The 19,458-nt window shown below is 66.3% G+C and carries 20 protein-coding genes; 12 read left to right on the top strand and 8 right to left on the bottom strand.

Going from position 1 to position 19,458, the window contains the following annotated elements:
* The first annotated feature begins 110 nt into the window (after positions 1–110).
* From KB879_RS28420 to KB879_RS28390, 7 genes are all read left to right on the top strand, one after another.
* Positions 111–1,049 (top strand): LysR family transcriptional regulator, encoded by a 939-nt coding sequence (locus tag KB879_RS28420; RefSeq protein WP_211980310.1) that lies wholly within the window; start codon positions 111–113, stop codon positions 1,047–1,049.
* A 62-nt stretch (positions 1,050–1,111) separates the two neighbouring features.
* On the top strand, positions 1,112–2,077 hold the full coding sequence (locus KB879_RS28415; protein WP_211980309.1) for a tripartite tricarboxylate transporter substrate binding protein: 966 nt from the start codon (positions 1,112–1,114) through the stop codon (positions 2,075–2,077).
* A 76-nt stretch (positions 2,078–2,153) separates the two neighbouring features.
* The gene (locus tag KB879_RS28410; RefSeq protein ID WP_211980308.1) at positions 2,154–3,389 is read left to right on the top strand and encodes a CaiB/BaiF CoA-transferase family protein; all 1,236 of its coding nucleotides are present in this window, start codon (positions 2,154–2,156) and stop codon (positions 3,387–3,389) included.
* Positions 3,386–4,201, top strand: coding sequence for an enoyl-CoA hydratase/isomerase family protein (locus KB879_RS28405; RefSeq protein ID WP_153954187.1), 816 nt, complete (start codon positions 3,386–3,388; stop codon positions 4,199–4,201). Before KB879_RS28410 ends, KB879_RS28405 begins: the two co-directional genes overlap by 4 nt.
* A gap of 310 nt (positions 4,202–4,511) precedes the next feature.
* Positions 4,512–4,985 carry a cupin domain-containing protein gene (locus KB879_RS28400; RefSeq protein ID WP_114133555.1) on the top strand — a complete coding sequence of 158 codons (474 nt, stop codon included), beginning with the start codon at positions 4,512–4,514 and terminating at the stop codon, positions 4,983–4,985.
* 287 nt (positions 4,986–5,272) lie between these two features.
* Complete coding sequence (locus tag KB879_RS28395; protein ID WP_211980307.1) at positions 5,273–6,133, top strand: c-type cytochrome; 861 nt, start codon at positions 5,273–5,275, stop codon at positions 6,131–6,133.
* Positions 6,134–6,434: 301 nt separating this feature from the next.
* Positions 6,435–6,617, top strand: coding sequence for a nuclear transport factor 2 family protein (locus KB879_RS28390; RefSeq protein ID WP_148271590.1), 183 nt, complete (start codon positions 6,435–6,437; stop codon positions 6,615–6,617).
* A 49-nt stretch (positions 6,618–6,666) separates the two neighbouring features.
* Here KB879_RS28390 and KB879_RS28385 read toward each other — a convergent pair whose 3' ends face one another.
* Positions 6,667–7,215, bottom strand: a complete 549-nt coding sequence (locus KB879_RS28385) for an ureidoglycolate lyase (protein ID WP_211980306.1) — start codon at positions 7,213–7,215, stop codon at positions 6,667–6,669.
* Between the two features lie 348 nt (positions 7,216–7,563).
* Here KB879_RS28385 and KB879_RS28380 point away from each other — a divergent pair, with 348 nt between their 5' ends.
* Complete coding sequence (locus tag KB879_RS28380; RefSeq protein WP_371827427.1) at positions 7,564–8,901, top strand: MFS transporter; 1,338 nt, start codon at positions 7,564–7,566, stop codon at positions 8,899–8,901.
* A 93-nt stretch (positions 8,902–8,994) separates the two neighbouring features.
* Complete coding sequence (locus KB879_RS28375) at positions 8,995–9,702, top strand: FadR/GntR family transcriptional regulator (RefSeq protein WP_013958017.1); 708 nt, start codon at positions 8,995–8,997, stop codon at positions 9,700–9,702.
* Positions 9,703–9,714: 12 nt separating this feature from the next.
* On the opposite strand, the gene KB879_RS28370 is transcribed toward KB879_RS28375, so the two are convergent.
* Together KB879_RS28370 and KB879_RS28365 are read right to left on the bottom strand one after the other, a co-directional pair.
* On the bottom strand, positions 9,715–11,217 hold the full coding sequence (locus KB879_RS28370; RefSeq protein WP_211980304.1) for a methyl-accepting chemotaxis protein: 1,503 nt from the start codon (positions 11,215–11,217) through the stop codon (positions 9,715–9,717).
* Between the two features lie 241 nt (positions 11,218–11,458).
* On the bottom strand, positions 11,459–12,451 hold the full coding sequence (locus KB879_RS28365) for a tripartite tricarboxylate transporter substrate binding protein (protein WP_211980303.1): 993 nt from the start codon (positions 12,449–12,451) through the stop codon (positions 11,459–11,461).
* Between the two features lie 284 nt (positions 12,452–12,735).
* Here KB879_RS28365 and KB879_RS28360 point away from each other — a divergent pair, with 284 nt between their 5' ends.
* Positions 12,736–13,179 carry a thioesterase family protein gene (locus tag KB879_RS28360; protein WP_013958014.1) on the top strand — a complete coding sequence of 148 codons (444 nt, stop codon included), beginning with the start codon at positions 12,736–12,738 and terminating at the stop codon, positions 13,177–13,179.
* Between the two features lie 54 nt (positions 13,180–13,233).
* Here KB879_RS28360 and KB879_RS28355 read toward each other — a convergent pair whose 3' ends face one another.
* Both KB879_RS28355 and KB879_RS28350 read right to left on the bottom strand, forming a co-directional pair.
* Positions 13,234–14,133 (bottom strand): recombination-associated protein RdgC, encoded by a 900-nt coding sequence (locus tag KB879_RS28355; RefSeq protein ID WP_211980302.1) that lies wholly within the window; start codon positions 14,131–14,133, stop codon positions 13,234–13,236.
* 108 nt (positions 14,134–14,241) lie between these two features.
* Positions 14,242–14,820: a YSC84-related protein gene (locus KB879_RS28350; RefSeq protein WP_211980301.1), complete on the bottom strand. Its 579-nt coding sequence runs from the start codon at positions 14,818–14,820 to the stop codon at positions 14,242–14,244.
* Between the two features lie 205 nt (positions 14,821–15,025).
* Here KB879_RS28350 and KB879_RS28345 point away from each other — a divergent pair, with 205 nt between their 5' ends.
* Positions 15,026–15,448, top strand: a complete 423-nt coding sequence (locus tag KB879_RS28345) for a hypothetical protein (protein WP_211980300.1) — start codon at positions 15,026–15,028, stop codon at positions 15,446–15,448.
* A gap of 22 nt (positions 15,449–15,470) precedes the next feature.
* Here the strand turns inward: KB879_RS28345 and KB879_RS28340 are convergent, their stop codons facing one another.
* The 3 genes from KB879_RS28340 to KB879_RS28330 all read right to left on the bottom strand — a co-directional run bounded on the left by KB879_RS28340 (position 15,471) and on the right by KB879_RS28330 (position 18,387).
* Positions 15,471–16,304 (bottom strand): aldo/keto reductase, encoded by an 834-nt coding sequence (locus KB879_RS28340; RefSeq protein ID WP_211980299.1) that lies wholly within the window; start codon positions 16,302–16,304, stop codon positions 15,471–15,473.
* 95 nt (positions 16,305–16,399) lie between these two features.
* Positions 16,400–17,791 carry a GntP family permease gene (locus tag KB879_RS28335; RefSeq protein ID WP_211980298.1) on the bottom strand — a complete coding sequence of 464 codons (1,392 nt, stop codon included), beginning with the start codon at positions 17,789–17,791 and terminating at the stop codon, positions 16,400–16,402.
* 203 nt (positions 17,792–17,994) lie between these two features.
* Positions 17,995–18,387: a tautomerase family protein gene (locus tag KB879_RS28330; protein WP_013958008.1), complete on the bottom strand. Its 393-nt coding sequence runs from the start codon at positions 18,385–18,387 to the stop codon at positions 17,995–17,997.
* A 130-nt stretch (positions 18,388–18,517) separates the two neighbouring features.
* Between KB879_RS28330 and KB879_RS28325 the strand changes: the two genes are divergently transcribed.
* Positions 18,518–19,396: a LysR family transcriptional regulator gene (locus KB879_RS28325; RefSeq protein ID WP_211980297.1), complete on the top strand. Its 879-nt coding sequence runs from the start codon at positions 18,518–18,520 to the stop codon at positions 19,394–19,396.
* Positions 19,397–19,458 lie beyond the last annotated feature (62 nt).

Here is a 19,458-nt window from a genome sequence, read left to right as displayed (position 1 = left end):
GAGAATCAGATGGCGCGCGGTACCGCATTCCAAGGCGCCCGTAACGGTTTCCTCTTCCCTCAATCCGTAGCTCGCCCCCTGCGACGACGCCTGCATAAGCGCCGACCATCGTGACGTCCTCACCCCCCTTGCGCACCACCCGCCTGCATTTTGACCTCACCACCGTCCAGCTTTTCATCGCCGTGGCCGACGCCGGCAGCATTACCCGCGGCGCGGAGCGTCTCCATCTGGCCCCCGCTGCCGCGTCAAGACGCGTGCTCGAACTGGAAGCCCAACTAGGCGTCTCCCTCTTCGAACGCCTCCCCCACGGCATGGCCCTGACCGAAGCCGGTCGCGCACTGCTGGCCCACGCCCGCGGCATCACCCATACCGTCCAGCGCATGCAGGACGACGCCGCCTCCTTCGTCGGCGGCGACCTGGGCGTGGTCCGGGTAGCGGCGCCAAAGTCCGCAGTCATCCAGTTCCTCCCCTTCGACATCCAACGCTGCGCCGTCGCCTGCCCCGGCGTGCGCATCGACCTGCAGGAAATGAACAGCGCGGAAGTCCAGCAGTCGCTGCGCCGCGGCACCGTGGACATCGGCATTTACGACGGCAGCTTGGGCGTGATCGACCTGCCGACCGCGCCCTATCGGAATGACGAACTGGTCCTGGTGGTGGCGCGCGGCCATGCGTTGGCGCGGCGCCGCAAGGTCACGCCGGACGACGTGCTGGACTGCGACCTGATCGTGCTCAGCGAGAGCTCGGCGATCTCGATCGTGCTGGAGCGGCTGGCGGAGGAGGCCGGCCGCGTGCTGCGCATGCGCATGCGCGTGGGCGGCTTCGACAGCATGGCCGCGCTGGTGGCGCAGAACCTGGGCGGCGGGGTGATGCCGGAGGCGATTGCGCGTGAGGTGGCGGGCGGCAGCCGCTTTGTGCGGCTGCCCATTGCCGCGCCCTGGGCGCAGCGGCAGTTTGTGCTGTGCCATCGGCCCCATGGGACACTTTCCTCGGCGGCGGTCAGCGTGCTGGCGGTGCTTGCGCAAAACGCGAAACCAGAATCCCCCAAATAGCGATAGCCCGCGGCGGATGCATTGCGGATGATGGCTCCATAACTACAGGACGGAGACACGCAATGCAGCGCAGACAATTCATTCTGGCGGCAGCGGCTGGGCTGGTGATGCCCAGCCTGGTGCGAGCCGCCGATATCGCCGGCCCGGTGCGCATTGTGGTGGGCTTCGCCCCCGGGGGCGGCACCGACGTGCTGGCACGCGTGATCGGGCAGAAGCTGGGGGTCATGTGGAACACCAGCGTGCTGGTGGAGAACAAGCCCGGCGCCACCGGCGCCATCGCCGCCGCCTATGTGGCCAAGCAGCCGCCTGACGGCACTACCTTGCTGATGGCGCATGTGAACAGCCACGCGATCGCCCCGGCGCTGCTGGACGTCAAGTACGACCCGCGCACCGACTTCACGCCGATTTCGATGGTGGGCGTCACGCCCAATATGTTGACCTGCCGTCCGGAACAGAAGGTGCGCAGCGTTTCGGACATCGTGGCGCTGTGCCGGCAGAAGCCGGGGAAGATCTCCTTTGGTTCGTCCGGCATCGGTTCGGCGCAGCACCTGGCGCTGGAGATGTTCCGGTTGCAAGCCAGGCTCGACGTGGTGCACGTGCCTTACAAGGGCTCGGGCCCGCTGGTGGCGGACCTGATCGGCGGGCAGATCGACTATGCGTTCGACACCATGACCGCCGCCACGCCATTTATCCAGCAGGGCAAGGTGATTGCGATCGCGCAGACGCGCCTGAAGCGCGCGGCCAGCCATCCCAATGTGCCGACGCTGGCTGAGTCCGGCTTTCCCGGGCTGGACGCGGCGTCGTGGTACGGCCTGGTGGGCCCGAAGAATATGCCGCCGGCGCTGGTGCAGCGCATGAACGCGGACGTCAACCGCGTGCTGGCCATGCCCGACGTTGCCGAGCGGCTCAAGAGCTTTGGCGCCGAGGACTCCGGCGGCACCAACCAGCAGTTCGGTGCATTCATCGCCTCTGAGTCCACCAAGTGGGCCAAGGTCGTGAAGGACGCCGGCGTAAAGGCCGAGAGCTGAGCGCTGCAAGACGATGGCCGAGAACCGACGCACGCGCGCACGTTGCCCCATCCATTTATCCAGGAAGAAGCACCCCATGACAGATTTCCGCGACTCCGGCGCACAGGCGCCTGCCTCCACCTTGCCGCTGGCCGGCGTGCGCGTGCTCGACGTCAGCCAGGTCATGGCCGGGCCCTACGCCTGCATGCTGCTGGCCGACCTCGGCGCCGATGTGATCAAGATCGAACCGCCCGATGGAGGCGACCAGACGCGCGGCGCGATGGGCTTCAAGATGAAGGGCTCGGACAGCATGGGGTTCCTCAACATGAACCGCAACAAGCGCAGCGTCACGCTGGATCTGAAGACCGAATCCGGCCGGCAGGTGCTCTATCGCCTGGCGGAAACGGCTGACATCCTGGTGGAGAACTACCGCCCCGGCGTGATGAAGCGGCTGGGGATCGACTACGAGACCCTCGCCAAGATCAATCCGAAGCTGGTCTACTGCAGCATCTCGGGCTTTGGCCAGAGCGGGCCGTGGGCCGGGCGGCCGGGCTTTGACCTGATGGCGCAGGCGATGTCGGGCGTGATGAGCGTCACCGGCTACCCGGGTGGCGCGCCGGTGAAGGCGGGCGTGCCGGTGGCAGATATCGGCTGCGCACTGTTCGCGACCTACGGCATGCTGTCTGCCTACATCGGCGCCAGGGAGACGGGCAAGGGGCAGTATGTCGATGCGTCGCTGTTCGATTCCGCGCTGGCGTTCTCGGTGTGGGACACCTGCGAATACTGGGGCACGGGCCGCGAGCCCGAGCCGCTGGGCACGGCCAACCGCATGAGCGCGCCCTACCAGGCGATGAAGTCCGCCGACGGCTACTTCGTCATGGGGGCCACCAACCAGAAGCTGTGGCAGCTGCTGTGCAACACGCTTGAGCGGGCCGATCTGCTGGCGGACGAGCGCTTTGCCACCGTGGCGCTGCGCCTGGCCAACCGGCAGCAACTGATCGCGACGCTGGAGGCGAGCTTCGTCAAGGAGAGCAGCGACTACTGGATCGAACGCCTGCTCGGCGTAGGCATCCCGGCCGGGCCGATCCTGACCTACCCGCAGGCCTTCGACAGCGAGCACGGCCGGCACCGCCAGATGCGCATCGAGATCGATCATCCGATCGAGGGCAAGGTGCCCAATATCGGCTTCGCCGTGAAGATGGGCGGCACGCCCCAGCAGGTACGGCGCCCCCCGCCGCTGCTTGGCCAGCACACGGAAGAAATCCTGGCCGAACTGGGTATTCCGAAGGACGAACAGCAGTCGCTGGCTGTAGCCGGCGCATTCGGATCATGAAGGCCGCGCTGCCGCCGGAAGGCGGTTCCGGCAACGACGGACAGGTCACGCTCACGATGCAGGGGCAGGTCGCGACGCTGACGTTCGACCGTCCTGCCGCGCGCAATGCGATGACGTGGGCCATGTACGAGCAACTCGGCACGCATTGCCGCAGGCTTGCGGCGCAAGGCAATGCGGGTGCGCGCGTGGTGGTGCTGCGCGGCGCGGGCGGTGAGGCTTTTGTTGCCGGTACCGACATCGCGCAGTTCCAGCAGTTCTCCAGCGGCGACGACGGGGTTGCCTACGAAGCGCGTATCGACGAAGGCATCCGCCTGGTCGAGCAACTGCCGATGCCAACTGTGGCGGTTATCGAAGGCTGGGCGGTGGGCGGCGGCCTGGCTATCGCTACTGCGTGCGACTTCCGTGTCGCTACTCCCAAGGGCCGCTTTGGCGTGCCGATTGCGCGCACGCTGGGCAATACGCTGTCGGCGTTGAATCTTGCCAAGCTGCGAGCGGCCTGGGGGCTGCAGCCGGTGCGCCGCATGCTGCTGCTGGCGCAGATCCTCGACGCGGACGCCGCGCTGGCCTGCGGTTTCCTGGAGGGCGTATATGCCGCGGAGGCGCTAGAGGCCGAGGTCGCTTCGCTATGCGACCGGCTTGGCGCGCTGGCGCCTGTCACGCAGACGGTCGTTAAGGAGGCGTTGCGGCGCCAGACCGTGCAGTCGGTGGCCGACACGGACGATCTGGTGCGGTTGTGCTATGGCAGTAGCGACTTTCGTGAAGGAGTGGATGCGTTTGTGGGCCGGCGGTCGCCGGTGTGGAAGGGGAGTTGAAAGTCGGGGCCTGGTACGCTAGCCGCCGGTGTTTCACAACTGAAACGATCTGGCCGATTTACCGCGCAACCGACACACCGGGCAAGCGTCACGCACCCGCCCGTCAGCCTCCCACCACGGGTGGCCCGTGATATGCATCAGATTATTGCTTCGGGCGATGAAGACGCTCGAGCCTGCATGCCTGAACCTGTGCCATGCAGTGGATGTCTCCAGCGCGGCTGGTGGCGGAATCGGGTGCCAGATGGCATCAATGCGGTCTGTGCCGTCACCGCTCCGGCTGTCTGGTTGCCGTCTCAGGAAGGAGCGCGCCATGAAAAACAAGCTTCCCCCGATTGCCACACTGGCCTTCGGCGTCTGCCTGACGATGTCTGCGGCATTGGCTGCCCCTGCGGGCAGCATGATCAAGGTCACCGCCGACGAGATCAAATGGGCGGACCTGCCACTGATACCGGGTGCCAAACTCGCCGTTCTCGAGGGGCAGATGGACAAGAAAGAGCCGTTCACGGCCCGGATCAAGCTACCCGCGGATGCTAAGGTGGCAGCGCACTGGCACCCAGGCGTGGAGCGGGTGACCGTGCTTTCAGGGACGTTCAACTATGGCATGGGCGACAAGCTCGACCCGGAAAAGACCTCGCCGCTCGGCCCCGGCAGCCTGATTGTCATGCCACCCAAGATGCACCATTTTGGCTGGACGAAGGACGAAACCATTATCCAGATCAATGCGACGGGGCCCTGGGCTTTCAACTTCGTCAACCCGGCTGATGATCCCAGGAAGAAGAAGTGATGCCTGGTGCCGGGCGATCCGGGCGAGGCAACATTCGGCACACCGCCGGATAGGCCGGGGCAGCTTTCGGGCTGGCAGATGCCGTGGGGCAGGGGGCTAGGACGTGCTCCAGCGCCTGCCTGTCCAGGAGACCGGTGACATCGCCGAACTCCTGCCGCAGCGCTGGATATCGGCCCCCTCCACCGCCGTACTCAACTGTTTGGAGGATTCCATTCAGACAGGATTTGCCGATACTTCGATGGATTCAGTCCGGGCGCATTGGCCAGGAATCCAGGCAAGGGGTAACCATGGCGATATTCCTGAGGTTGGCCGCAGGCTTGTTCCTGATGTCTCAAATTGGCGCAAGCAGCGGGCAGGACCAGGCGCGCATCGCGCGTGGCAAATACCTGATGGAGGGGGTGGTGGCTTGTGGCAATTGCCATGTTGCCCGAGCGGAAAATGGGGCGCCTGTCTTCTCCAGGGGCCTGTCGGGTGGTATGGTCTTCGATCACCCGCCGTTCAAGGCGTACGCGGCCAACATTACGCCAGACCCTGAGACAGGGATCGGCAAGTGGACCGATGCACAGCTCGGCAAGGCGATCCGCGAAGGTATCCGGCCGGACGGGACCATCATCGGTCCGCCGATGCCTATCGAGTTCTACCGGCGCATGTCTGACGCAGACCTGGCAGCGATCATCGCCTATCTGAGGGTACAGCCGCCCGTGAAGAATACCGTCAGGAAGTCCGAGTACAACATCCCGTTGCCGCCCAGCTACGGCCCGGCTGTGAAAGGCGTTAGCGCGCCCTCGCCCAAGGAGACGATCACGTATGGCCGGTACCTCGCCGATATCGGGCATTGCATGGAATGTCACACGCCGCGGGATGAAAAGGGAGAGCTGGTGCTCACGCGTCTGGGCGCCGGCGGCCAGGTGTTCAAAGGTCCTTGGGGCGAGAGTGTGGCACGCAATCTGACTCCCCATGAGAGCGGGCTCAAGAACTGGAGCAAGGAAGAGATCGCCCAGGCCATCCGAGGCACAGGCAAGAACGGCATGCACTACAAGCCGCCCATGGCGTTCGACTGGTACAAGAACATCAGTGGTGCCGACATGAACGCGCTGGTCGCTTACCTTGGCTCGCTCAAGCCGCAGCCATTCGGCGGCAAGGAGTAACCGGCCCGGCCGCGTCGACAAATCTCTGCGCGCTGCCTTGCGGGATCTTCGTCTCCCAATACCGCTGCGCTAGGCAAGTATTGCGCTCCGGCCCGTTGGCTGTCTCATTCTGCCAGCGCGCAGGAGATCCGCATGATGGCAAGCCCTCGACCAGCGTAGCAAGATGCTGGCTACGACTTCGTTTCCGCCGATTCCAGAGTCCTCTCAACGCCCGCTCGGGCCAGTCCAAAGACAATGCTCCGATCCACTCGGATTGTGCTTATTTTCTGGTGTCACTTGACAACCAGTCATTGCCCATCTAGTGGACGTCAAGCTTGAGTACAGCGGTGATTTGGCCATCATGCGCTTCCGCGTGCGGGTGCCGGCCAGCGGCGGGAAGAAGAAAGTGGACGCAGCCGGGCTGGAGGTCTACCGGGTGGTGAATGGCAAGATCCGCTCGAAAGAGGCCTACTGGAAGCAGGTCTCCTGGCCGGACGCCAAGTAAGCGCGACGGGCTGGTGCAACCGCGGCCTGTCGCGGTTGCCTCCACACACTCATGCGGCGTGTAGCGCCGGCGGGAGTTCCAGCAGCAACGGCTGCGCCAGCGTGCGCTCCTCGCAGTTGTTGCCATCCCCACCGCGATCGATCACGGCAAAGCGCGCCGGCACGCCCACGGCCAGCAGCATGTGGTGCCAGACGCCGCGGCGGTAGTTGACGCCCTGCCGCCCGTTGGTGATGAAGGCGCGCAGCGAAGCGGGATCCAGCACGTCGCCAGCTGGCGCCACCACGATCACAAAGGGCTGCTCCGATAGCGGGATAAAGGCCTGGCTGCCGAGCGGATGGCGTTCCAGCATTGCGATCTCCAGCGGATACGCGTAGGGCTTGGCCTCGAACAGGTTGATCAGGGCCCGGCCACCTTCCAGTTCGACGGCAGCCAGGTCGTGGTGTCGCATGACCATGCCGCCGTTGATCGGAAAGGCGCCGGGGTCGCCGGCTGGGCGCGCCTCGATCACGTCACCGAAGGGCGCAAAGGCGGCCGCGCTCAGCGGCAGCGGATGCAGGCACACCATGGCTGATGCCATGAGCGGGGGCGTGGTTCCCATCAAAGTCTCCTAGCTGAAGGTCGGGCCGGCAAGCGGCTGTCTGCCCTGTGGCACGCATCATGTGGGCCAGCATCAACTGGTCGGACCAGTTGTGCCGGATTTTGCAGCAAGTCTCGATTTTGCACAAGCGGCGGAGTTTGGTGCGATCCCCACGCAGCGGGCACTCTCGCCAAAATCGGCCTGCAGATACGGGCTTTCCCCAGTCCAATCGCTCCTTGACACCGGCAAGGTGCCTCCCTACCATTCGGCATCTACTGGTCAGACCGGTATGACGATTTGGCGTCGTGCCGGATGCGATCCAGGCTTTGCCACGCCGATGACTCGAACAAAACCAAGGAGACTTCCATGATTCCGACTGAAACCGCCCATGCCGGGCCGGATGCCATTTCCGTGCCGCAGGCGCAGGCGCAGGCACAGGCCAGGGAGGACGCGGTGTTCCGCAAGGTGGCCTGGCGGCTGTTGCCGTTCCTGATGCTGTGCTACGTGGTGGCCTACCTGGATCGGGTCAACGTGGGCTTTGCCAAGCTGAGCATGCTGGCCGACCTGCAGTTCAGCGAGGCGGTCTACGGGCTGGGCGCGGGGCTGTTCTTTATCGGCTATTTCTTCTTCGAGGTGCCCAGCAACCTGCTGATGCACCGCATCGGCGCCAAGGCCACCATCTCGCGCATCATGATCCTGTGGAGCCTGATCTCCGCGGCGATGATGTTCGTGCAGACCAGCACGCAGTTCTATGTGCTGCGCTTCCTGCTGGGCGCGGCGGAGGCGGGCTTCTATCCCGGCATGATCCTGTACCTGACCTACTGGTTCCCGTCGCACCGGCGCGCGCGCATGGTGGCACTGTTCATGGCGGCGATTCCGATCTCGGGCATCTTCGGCGGGCCGCTGTCGGGCTGGGTGATGGAGGCCATGCACGGCGTCAACGGCCTGCGCGGCTGGCAGTGGATGTTCGTGATCGAGGCCGTGCCGTCGCTGCTGGTGGGCGTGGCCGTGCTCTGGTACCTGGACAACAACATCCAGTCGGCGCGCTGGCTGACGGCCGATGAAAAGGCGCTGCTGGAGCGCAATATCGCCGCCGAAAACGCACAGAAGTCCGCCCATATGTCGCTGCGCACGCTGGTGACGGACTCGCGCGTGCTGAAGATGACGATGATCTGCTTCTGCACGGTGATGGGCCAGTACGGGCTGACTTTCTGGCTGCCCACGCTGATCAAGCAGACCGGCGTGAAGAGCGTGCTGGACGTGGGTTTGCTGACCGCGATCCCGTTTGGCGTGGCGGTGTGTTCGATGATCCTGGTCAGCCGTAGCTCTGACCGCATGCGCGAGCGCCGCTGGCACCTGATCGTGCCGTTCTGCTGCGCGGCCACGGGCCTGGTGCTGAGCGCGGTCTTCAGCCATAACACTGCGCTGTCGCTGGCAGCGCTGGCGTTGGCCGCCGGCGGCAGCCTGGCTACCTCGCCGCTGTTCTGGAGCCTGCCGACGTCCATCCTGTCGGGCGTGGGCGCGGCGGCGGGCATTGCGCTGATCAACTCGTTCGCCAACCTGGCCGGCTTTATCAGCCCGTACATGATCGGCCTGATCAAGGATGCCACCCGGAGCACGGATGCCGCGATGTTCGTGCTGGCAGCGGTGCTGCTGTGCGGCGCGCTGCTGACCTATTCGGTGCCGGCCAGGCTGGTCAACAAGTAAGGGGCAGGACAGGCCGGTTTGTCGGCTAGAATTTCCGGCAACCGGCTTCGCGCCCCTTGTGCGTCACCTCTTACTGGTCACCCCCCCTCACGTATGACAGGATCTTCCACCTCCGTCGCCAACCAGGCTGTCAGCCTTATCCAGCAATGGGTGCGCGACGGCACGTTCCCCGCGGGCACGCTGCTGCCGGCGCAGCGGGAGCTGGCGGAGAAGGTCGGCATCAGCCGCGCGTCACTGCGTGAGGCGATCTCTACCTTGCAGGGAATGGGCGTGGTGGTGTCGCGCCCGGGCAAGGGCGTCTACGTGACGGCCGCCGGCGACAGCGCCGCAGCCACGCCGCCCTGGCGTTTTGCGGCCACGCATTCGCTGATCGATATCTACCAGTTGCGCTTCGCGCTGGAAGGGCTGACCGCACGGCTGGCCGCGCTGGCCATCTCCGAGAACGAGATCGAACAGCTGCGCCAGAACGCGGCCACGATGCAGCGGGCGATCGAGGCGGATGCTTATGACGAAGCCTCGCAGCTCGACTATGAATTTCACACGTTGATCGTCACGGTGTCCGGAAACCAGGTCATCCGCGAGATCCTGCGCGAAAGCGCCGAGGTGATGCGCGAGAGCCAGCGCCTGCCGTACTACCGGCGCGGCGCGCGCAATGCCACCTTCACCGAGCACAGCGCCATCATAGAGGCGCTGGCCGCCCGCCAGCCGGAGCAGGCGCAGCGCGCGATGGAGCGCCACATCATGCTGGCGGCGCGCCGTGCAGGCGTGCATTTCCCCACGGGGGACGAGAAAGAGGATTGAGCTGAGCGGGTGTCAGCCCAGCCGGAACACCCCGACCGCCCGGTTCAGCCCCTCCGTCTGCTGCCGCTGCACCCGCGCAGCTTCGGCGGCACTGGCCACCAACTCTGCATTCTCCTCGAATGCCGCCTGGATCTCCGCCACGCGCCGGGCCATGCCTTCGATGCCGCTGCGCTGGTTGTCGCCCAGCGTCGCCAGTTCCTCTACCAACGTGGCAAGCTTGCCGATGCTGGCCACCACCTCGTTCATGGTCTCGCCGGTATGGCCGACCAACTCGGTGCCGGCGTGGGCGCGTTCGACCGAGGTATTGATCAGCCCGCGAATCTCCTTGGCCGCGGCGCCACAGCGATGCGCCAGTTGCCGGACCTCGCCAGCCACCACCGCAAAGCCCTTGCCGTGGTCGCCCGCGCGCGCGGCCTCCACGGCGGCGTTCAGCGCCAGGATATTGGTCTGGAAGGCGATGCTGTCGATCACGCCGATGATCTCGGTGATGCGCCCGCAGGCCTCGTTGATCTCGCCCATGGTGTGGATCACCGACAGGATCTCGCCGCTGCCGCGCGCGACCACGGTGCTGGAGGCCCCGGCCAGTTCGCAGGCGCCGCGGGCCTGGTCGGCGCTGGCGCGGGCGGCCTGGGTCAGCGCCTGCATGTCCTGCATGGTGTGCGCCACGGTGCGAGCCTGTTCGTCGGTCCGGCGGGCGACGGTGGCGCTGGTGTCCAGGATGTTGCCAGCCGCGTTGGCCACGGTACCGGCGGTGTTGCGTACCTGCAGCAGTGTCTGGCGCACAGTGTCCAGCGTCTTGCGGAAGGCGCGCGCGAAGTCGCTGTCCGGGTGGGTGCCATCGGCGGTCAGCGTCAGGTAGCCGGGTTCGCGTTCGATGCCCGCGGCCAGGGCGCTCAGTTCATCGGTGGAGTGGGCATCGCGCTCCAGCCGCCACGCGATCACGCACAGCACGCCGGTCTGCACGATGACGAAGGCGGCGTGGAACAGCACCATATTGAAGCTCGGGTCGGTGAAGCAGATGGTGTTCCAGCCCCACTGCTGGAAGAAGTTGAAGCTCAGGTGATGCAACGCGATCACCGCCGCCGCCAGCAGGATCACGCGGAAGTCGCGGTAGGCCAGCAGCAGCGACAGCGAGACGAACACCAGGAAGTGGAATTCCACCTGCCCGTGCGCCTGGTGGATCAGCAGTGCGACGAAGATCATCAGCAGCACGGCCATCGCCAGCCGCGTAGCCAGGCGGGCGGGCAGGGTGACCGCCATCAGCGTGCCGAGCAGCGCCATTGGCAAGCCCAGCGCCAGCGTCAGCCCGGTCGACCCATAGTGATTGCCGACGATCAGCGACAGGAGGCTCAGCACCCACAGCATGGCCGTCATCAACTGGTCTGCGCGGCGGTGCACGCCTTGCAGCAGCGGGGTGTGCGGCGCGGCTTGCGCAGAAACGGAACTGCCCGCGGCACGGCGGGCAGGGATGGTCGCGGACAGCCGTCCGGTCAGGGCGTGGTCAGCGCTGATCATGGTTCCCTCGCAGCGTAAGTCGAGAAGACGCTGCACCCCGTTCGCCTGATGGCTAATTGTTCTAATGTCTTACTTTATGGTGTTGCGCGGCTGATTATATCGACGCCTATCGGCTGCGACAGGCCATGGCGCAGCCGCGCAACACCGCGGGAAAATTGCTGCAATTGAGTGATGTTCAGAGCCGGCGCCAGGCGCTACGATGTGCCGGCGCGGCCCGCGGCGCTGCTTCAGTCGCCATGCCTCAGTCCAGCCGGATATTGTTTTCCTTGATCACGTTGCCCCAGTACGCCTGATCCGCTCTGGTCGCCGCCGCGAACGCCGCCGGCTGCGTCGTCTTGACGATCAGCCCCAGCTCGGCCAGGCGCTGGCGGATCTCCGGCGCGGCCATCACCGTTTCCACATCGGCCGAGATCTTGTCGACGATGGCCTGCGGCGTGCCGGCGGTGGTGAACAGGCCAAACCAGGCCGGGCCATCCAGCCCCTTGTAGCCGAGTTCCTGGAAGGTTGGCACATCCGGCAGCATCGGCGCGCGGGTATTGCCGGTAACGGCCAGCGGCTGGAGCTTGCCGGTGCGCGCATGCTGACGCACGGTCATCGGCGACAGCGTGCCCAGCGAGATCTGGCCGCCGATCAGGTCGGTGGCGATGGGGGCTTCGCCCTTGTACGGGACATGGACCAGCTGGGCGCCCGCGCCCTTGAGGAAGACCTGCATGTAGAGATGGGCGCCGGTGCCAATGCCATAGGTGCCATAGGAATACTTGTCGGGCTGGGACTTGGCCAGGCTGATCATCTGCGGCAGCGTGCGCGGCATGGCGCTGCTGGCGGTTAGCACCAGGCTGGTGGTGCATAGCTGGCTGATGGCGGTCAGGTCGCGCAGCGGGTCGAACGGCGGCTTGGCCACCATATAGGGCGTCTGCACCAGGCTGGGCAGGGCCAGCAGCAGGGTGTAGCCGTCCGCCGGCGCCTTGGCGACCACGTCGGCGCCGATCATGCCGCCCACGCCGGGGCGGTTCTCCACGATCACCGGGCGCTGCCACAGCTTGCTGAGCGGGTCGCCCAGCGCGCGCGCCAGCACGTCGGTGGCACCGCCGGGCGGGTAGGGCACGACCAGACGCACCGGGCGCGACGGGTAAGCCTGCTGGGCCCGCGCCCGGTTGACTCCAAGGGTCGAGGCGGTGGCGGCCAGGGAACCTGCTCCCAGCCAGTGCAGGACTTTGCGGCGGTCGGCTTGCATCGTGTTTCCTCCAGTCGTTGACATCGTGTCGGTGCGCGGTACGGGTGCGCCAGGGCGCCAGTGACCACGGCAACCCGCAGCCTACGAGGCAGCGCCATGCCGGGGCATCGGCGGGATGGACGAAAAGAGTGGGGAGTACTTACCCGGGGGCATGTGCGGGAGGGTTTATGCGGCAGTGCCGCAATCCGAACCGGCGTTTCCCTTATGATGGGCGCCGCCGCCGTCTCTGCCGCTTGCCTGCCTGATCCCGTGCGGCGCCCGATCCATTTCTTGCTTGTTCCATCATGGCCCGCCTCAAACTCGACCTGCCTGCCGACCAGTTCTGCTACGCCACGCACCTGACCGTGCGCGTGACCGACATCAACTCGGCCAACCACCTTGCCAACGATTCGATGATCTCGATGATCTCCGAGGCGCGGGCGCGGTTCCTGTATGAATTCGGCAGCGAGGATGTTCGGCAGGAAGGGGTGGGCATCATCGTGACCGACCTGGCCACGATGTACCGCAACGAGGCACATGCGCGCGACCAGCTGCAGTTCGAGGTGGGGGTGATGGACTTCAACAAGTACGGCGGCGACATCATCTTCCGCATCACGCGGCCGGCCGATGGCGCGCTGATCGCGATGGCCAAGTCGGGCTTTGTCTTCTTCGACTACGTGGGGAAGAACGTGGTGGCGATGCCGGAGGGGTTTGCCGGGCGGTTCCCGAAGGTGAACTGGGTCGAGTAACCGCCAGCGTGGCGCTGTCTTTCGACAGCGCCACGTTCCTGCAAGAAATTCGGCTTACGCCTTGCGCTCGCCGCCCAGCGCCTCGGTGAGGTCGCTGAGCATGCCGGAGAGTTCGCCGGCCATCATGGTGAAATCGGCGTCGAAGCGCTCGTCTTCATCGTGCGCCGTGCCATCGGCCTGTTCCTTGATCACGTCGAGCGGGGCCACCTTCTTGACCACCAGCCCGTCGGTCAGCACGAACGACACCCGGTCGTTCCACGTCATCGCCAGGCGCGTGCAGCGCTTGCCGGCGGCGATATGGCGGCGCAGGTCTTCCGGGTCCAGCGGGTGGCGCACATAGCGCACGGTGGCCTTGCTTTCCGCGCCGGATTGCAACTCGATTTCCTGGTCGACGGTGAAGCCGCCCGGTGCCGCATCCCCGGCCAGCCATTCGGTCATGGCCGCCACCGGCGACTGGTTGACGTGCAGGTTGATCAGCGGCAGCGGATCCAGCGCCTTGAACAGCATGCCGCGCACTTCATCGGCCTTGGCCGTGGCGGCGGCGTCGATGGCAAGCCAGCCGTTGTCCGGGTCGATCCACACACGCGTGTCGCGGCGGATGCTGAAGGCGCGCGGCAGCAGTTCTTCGGTGACCTGCTCCTTCAGTTCCTTCATTTGCTTGCGGCCCGGCTTGTAGCCTTGCTGCTCTTCGACTTCCGCGGCGCGGGCGCGCGTGACCTGGTTGACCACGGTGGTGGGCAGCAGCTTCTTTTCGGTGCGCAGCGTCAGCAGCATCTGGCGGCCGACGGTATGGACCAGCTGGCCGTTGTCACGCGGCGAGGCCCAGCCCTGGGTCTGCATTTCGAGGCTGGTGCCGGGGAAGAAGGCGTGCTTCGCCAGGCTGGCTTCAACCTCGTCGGCGCTCAGCGACCACGGGGCGGAGAAACGATGGACCTGCAGATTCTTGAACCACATGGGAATTCGGCCAAAGGGACGAATTCTATCCTCTCGCGGCCCGCGGACGCGAAAAAGGAGGGCGCCGCGCAGCACGCAAGCCGCGCGGCGGTCACCGAAGGTCCGCCCTTACAGGTCGAGCTTGCTGATCTTGCTGCCCTCGAAGCTCAGGCCCGCCATCAGGCCGGCATTGGTCATGACGAAGCCGACGATGGGCTGCTGGCCGGTGTTGGTGTCCAGCACGCCGTTTGCGCCAATGGTGGCCACCGCCACAGTGGCATCGACGCCCGCGGTCCAGCCGCTGCTGCGCACGAACTTGTCGTAGGCATCCGGCGTCAGGAACATCAGGATCACGGCCTTGGACTGCGCACCGATCTGCCAGCCCACCGAGCCGGCGATCAGGCGGTAGTAGCCGCGCGTCGCGCCGCCCGAGCGCAGGGCACCGTCGCCATACTCGCCGCCGACGATAAAGCCCGCCGTCAGCGTCTTCGGGAACACCAGGATGCCGCGTGCTCGGTTGCCGAGCTCGCGCGAGCCCTTGACCGAGTCGTACAGGCGCGACAGCGTGCCGTCCACGCCGGAATCCAGCTCGCGCCGGCGGGCGGCCTTGTCGCTGGTGGCTTCGGGTTTGGTGGTGGTGCAGGCACCCAGGGCCAGGCTGCCAAGGGCCAGACCCGCGCTGGCCGAAAGGAAGGTTCGACGTTTCATCTCGTCTCCTTGGTGTTGTTGTCGTCTTTGAAGCATAGGCGCCGGAAGCACCCGGGCAAATGCCGGACCGCGCAGAGACGTTTCCATTTGTGACGAAGGTGGTGCCGGGGGGGCATTCGCGGCAAGAATAGTCAGTCTTGCGCCCGGAACGTCCCATGGCTGACACATGGGGGTGGCCAATGCGCCGTGACAGCATCATCCTTCCATGAAAAAACTCCTGACCGCCCTGCCGCTGGCCTTCCTGGCCGCGTGCGCTTCACATCCTTCGGGTTCTTCCAATGACGCCGGCGCCGCGGGTGCCGGATCGCAGTCGGCCGTCGACAGCAGCGGCTGGCAGGCGCTGCGCGCCAAATACATGGATTGCGCCCAGAAGAAGGCCAACGACAACCTGTCGGCCAAGGGCCAGCCCAAGGACGTGGCCAACCTGGCGCTGGCCGCGTGCGAGCCTGAACTGAACGCCATGCATGATTCCTTTCGCACCTACCTGGATGCGCAGATGTCGTCGTCGCACGGCAAGAGCAGCGCGCGCCAGGCAGCGGCGCGCGTGACCACCGATACGCGCGAAAAGGCGCGCAGCTACCTGGTGCGCTACGTTGAGCGCGAGCGCTACGTGGCCCGCGTACCCTGAGGGCACGCGCCCGGCAGCCTGGTCAGAGCATTTCCAGCGGGCCCGGGCCGTCGGGCGGCGGGAAGATGCGGTCGAGCTCGGCCAGCTGGGCGGCCGACAGCGTATGCGACAGCGCGCCCAGGTTCTCCTGCAGGCGCTCGCGCCGGCCGGTCTTGGGGATGGCGATGACGCCTTCCTGCGCCAGCAGCCAGGCCAGTGCCGCCTGTGCCGCCGTCATGCCGTGGTCGCGCGCAAAGCGCTTCAGCCCGGGGTTGCCCAACAGGCGCGACTGCTCGATCGGCGAATAGGCCATCACCGGCACGCCGCGCTGGCGCAGCCACGGCAGCAGGTCCCATTCGATGCCGCGCCGGCCCAGGTTGTACAGCAGCTGGTTGGTGGCCAGTCGGTCGCCGCCCGGCGCGTCCCACAACTCCTGCAGGTCGGACAGGTCCAGGTTGCTCACGCCCCAGCGGCGGATCTTGCCGTCGCGCTGCAACGCCTCCATGGCCTGCACGGTCTCTTCCAGCGGCACGCCGCCGCGCCAGTGCAATAAATAGAGGTCGATGCGGTCGGTGCGCAGCCGCTTCAGGCTGCGCTCGCAGGCCTGCACGGTGCCGCGCCGGCTGGCGTTGAAGGGATAGACCTTGCTGACGAGGAAGGCCTCGTCGCGGCGCCCAGCGATGGCCTCGCCGATCATTTCCTCGGACTGGCCCTCGCCATACATCTCGGCGGTATCGATCAGCCGCAGGCCAAGGTCCAGGCCCAGGCGCAGCGTGGCGACTTCCTCGGCGCGCGCTGCGCGCGACTCGCCCATATTCCACGTTCCCATGCCGAGCGCCGGGACGCGCTCGCCGTCGGGCAGGGTGACTTGCTTCATGTTGGCTTCCTGGTTTGCCGGGCCGGTGCCCGGCGGCACCCAACCACACTGTTAACAACACCTGGAATGTACAAGCCGCGTGGGCCGGGATTGCTTCAGACCAGTCCGGTCAGAAAATACACGGCGATGACGAAGAACACCGCGGCGGTCTTAATCATTGTGACGGCGAAGATATCGCGGTAGGACTCGCGGTGGGTCAGGCCGGTCACCGCCAGCAGCGTGATCACGGCGCCGTTGTGCGGCAGCGTATCCATGCCGCCGCTGGCCATCGACACCACGCGGTGCAGTACTTCCAGCGGGATCTGCATGGCCTGCGCGCCCGCGATAAAGGTCTGCGACATCGCCGCCAGCGCAATGCTCATGCCGCCCGAGGCCGAGCCGGTGATGCCGGCCAGCGTGCTGACCGAGACCGCGGCATTGACCAGCGGGTTGGGGATCGCGCGCAGCGCGTCGCTGACCACCAGGAAGCCGGGCAGGGCGGCGATGACCCCTCCGAAGCCGTATTCCGATGCCGTGTTCATCGACGCCAGCAGCGCGCCGCCGACGGCGCCCTTGGTGCCCTCGGCAAAGCGCTCGCGCAGGGCGCCGAAGGCGGTCACCAGCACCACGGCGATGCCCAGCAGCAGCGCGCCTTCCACTGCCCAGATCGCGGTCACGCTGGCGATCTTGGTTTCCACCGGCTTGGGCAGGCCCGGCAGCGCCACGCTGTTGGAAGGGCCGTACCAGAGCGGGATCATCCGCGTCAGCCAGAAGTTGGCCACGCCCACCACCACCAGCGGCAGCAGCGCCAGCAGCGGGTGCGGCAGCTTGCCGGACTGGCTGCGCTCGGGCTCGTTGCGCAGGTTGGTGCCGTAGCCTTCGCCACGCGCGGCGGCGCCGCGGCGGCGCCATTCCAGGTAGCTCAGGCCCACCACCAGGATAAACAGCGAGCCGGCCACGCCCAGCACCGGTGCGGCCCAGGAGGTGGTGTTGAAGAAGTTGGTGGGGATGATGTTCTGGATCTGCGGCGTGCCCGGCAGCGAATCCATGGTGAACGAGAACGCGCCCAGCGCGATCGCGCCCGGCATCAGCCGCTTGGGGATGTTGCTCTGGCGGTACAGCTCGGCCGCGAACGGATAGACCGCGAACACCACCACGAATAGCGACACGCCGCCATAGGTCAGCAGCGCGCACACTGTGACGATCACCGCGTTGGCGCGCGAGCGCCCGATATAGCGGATCGCTGCGGCGACGATGGACTCGGAGAAGCCGGACAGCTCAACTACCTTGCCGAATACCGCGCCTAATAGGAACACGGGGAAATACAGCTTCACGAAGCCGACCATCTTCTCCATGAAGATGCCGGTGAACACCGGTGCGACCGCGGACGGGTCGGTCAGCAGCACCGCGCCCAGCGCGGCGATGGGCGCGAACAGGATCACGCTGTAGCCGCGGTACGCGGCGAACATCAGAAAGGCAAGGGCTGCCAGCACGATCAGAAACGACATCGGATCTCCTTCAGGGTTGCCTTGTCCTGAGGTGCGGTCCGTTTGCCGCGCGGGGGCTGGCGCTTGTGGCGCCTTGTCTCTGTCAGTCCGTCAGGAAAAGGGATCAGCGGGCGACTGTGCCACAGCTTGGCCCGCGGCGAAACCTCTGGTCTCGCCGCGGGGCACTGGGATGACAGCGGCCGGCATGAAGGCGATGCGCTGTTTCAGCCGTGCTGGTGGCGATACTCCTGCGTGCGCCCGCCGTAGCCATAGGCCGCTGCGCGGGCGTCGATCACGTGCACGTACGACACCGGATGCAGCTTGCCCAGCAGCCCCGACATGGTCTCGAACACGGCCTCGATGAACTGCGCTTTCTCCGCCTTGGTGTTGGTTTCATCGGTCACGCTGATGTCCAGGTGGAAGGCGTTGCGGCCCTGCTCCGACAGCGGCATGTCGGCGATGATCCAGCTGTCGTGCGGGATGTACTGGACCGTGACGGCAATCACGTCGCGCTTCTTGCCGAGCACGCGCTCGGTCAGGTCGGCGATCGCCCTGGCGCTGCGGCGGGTGAGGGCGGCATCGGGTTGGCCGGACAGGTGCAGGACGATGTGGGGCATGGCTGGCTCCTTGCTTTTGCGTGGGTGGGTGATGCCATGGTAGGGGGTGGTGTAGTATCGGAAAAGCGGGAATAGCCGATGTGGACCATCGGGTTATCCGAAGTAATGCCACCCTTGCCGGAGCCTTGCCATGCGTGGATTCGAAACCGACCAGTTGCGCACCTTTGTCACGGTCGCGGACAGCGGCAGCCTGTCAGCGGCGGCGCCCAGACTGTTCCTGTCGCAGTCCTCGGTCAGCGAGCAGCTGCGCAAGCTGGAGGAGCGCGCCGGCGTGCCGCTGCTGTCGCGCGGACGGCATGGCGCGGTGCCGACGCCGGCGGGGGAGCGGCTGCTGGAACACGCGCGGCGTATCCTGGCGCTGAACGAGCTGGCCCTGCAGGAGCTGCGCGGCCACGCGCTGGCGGGCGAACTGCGGCTGGCCGTGACCGATTACTTCCGCCCGGGCGAGATCGCCGGCATGCTGCGGCGCCTGCGCGAGCGCTACCCGTACCTGCGGCTGCACGTGACGGTGATGAAGAGCGCGGCAATCGATGCCGCCGCGGAGATGGACACCTTCGATATCGGCCTCAGCATGCGCCTGCCCGGCACGCGCGGGCAGGGTGCGGGCACGCGCGGCACGGTGCTGCGGCGCGAGCCGCTGGCCTGGGTCGCCGCGCCGGCCGAGGCCGACAGACTGCCCGCCACGCTGCCGCTGGTGCTGCTGCCCGATACCTGCTCGCTGCATCAGTACGTGGTGCAGCTGTTGCTGCGCAAGCGGCTGCCATTCGAGGTTGCGCACTCGGCGTCGGGCGTCGCGGGGCTGCACCTGGCGCTGGCGGCGGGGCTGGGGTTGTCGTGCCTGAATGCGTCGGCGATCGGCCCCGGCGTGGCACCGCTGGATGCCGCCACCATTGCGCGGTTGGGCCTGCCGCGACTGCCGGAGGCGGAGTTTTTCCTGTTGCCGGGCCGGCGCGGTGAGTCAGCCTTTGTTGCCGAGGCGCGCGATGCCCTTGCCGGGCAGCTGGTGTAGGAAATGCGTTGCAGAAGTTCGGGACCCGCCACAGAAATGGCCGTGCCAGCCATGGTTGTGAT

The sequence above is a fragment of the Cupriavidus sp. KK10 genome, assembly GCF_018223725.1.
In the GTDB taxonomy this organism is placed as follows: domain Bacteria; phylum Pseudomonadota; class Gammaproteobacteria; order Burkholderiales; family Burkholderiaceae; genus Cupriavidus; species Cupriavidus necator.
This window is presented reverse-complemented; position numbering and strand designations above follow the sequence as displayed.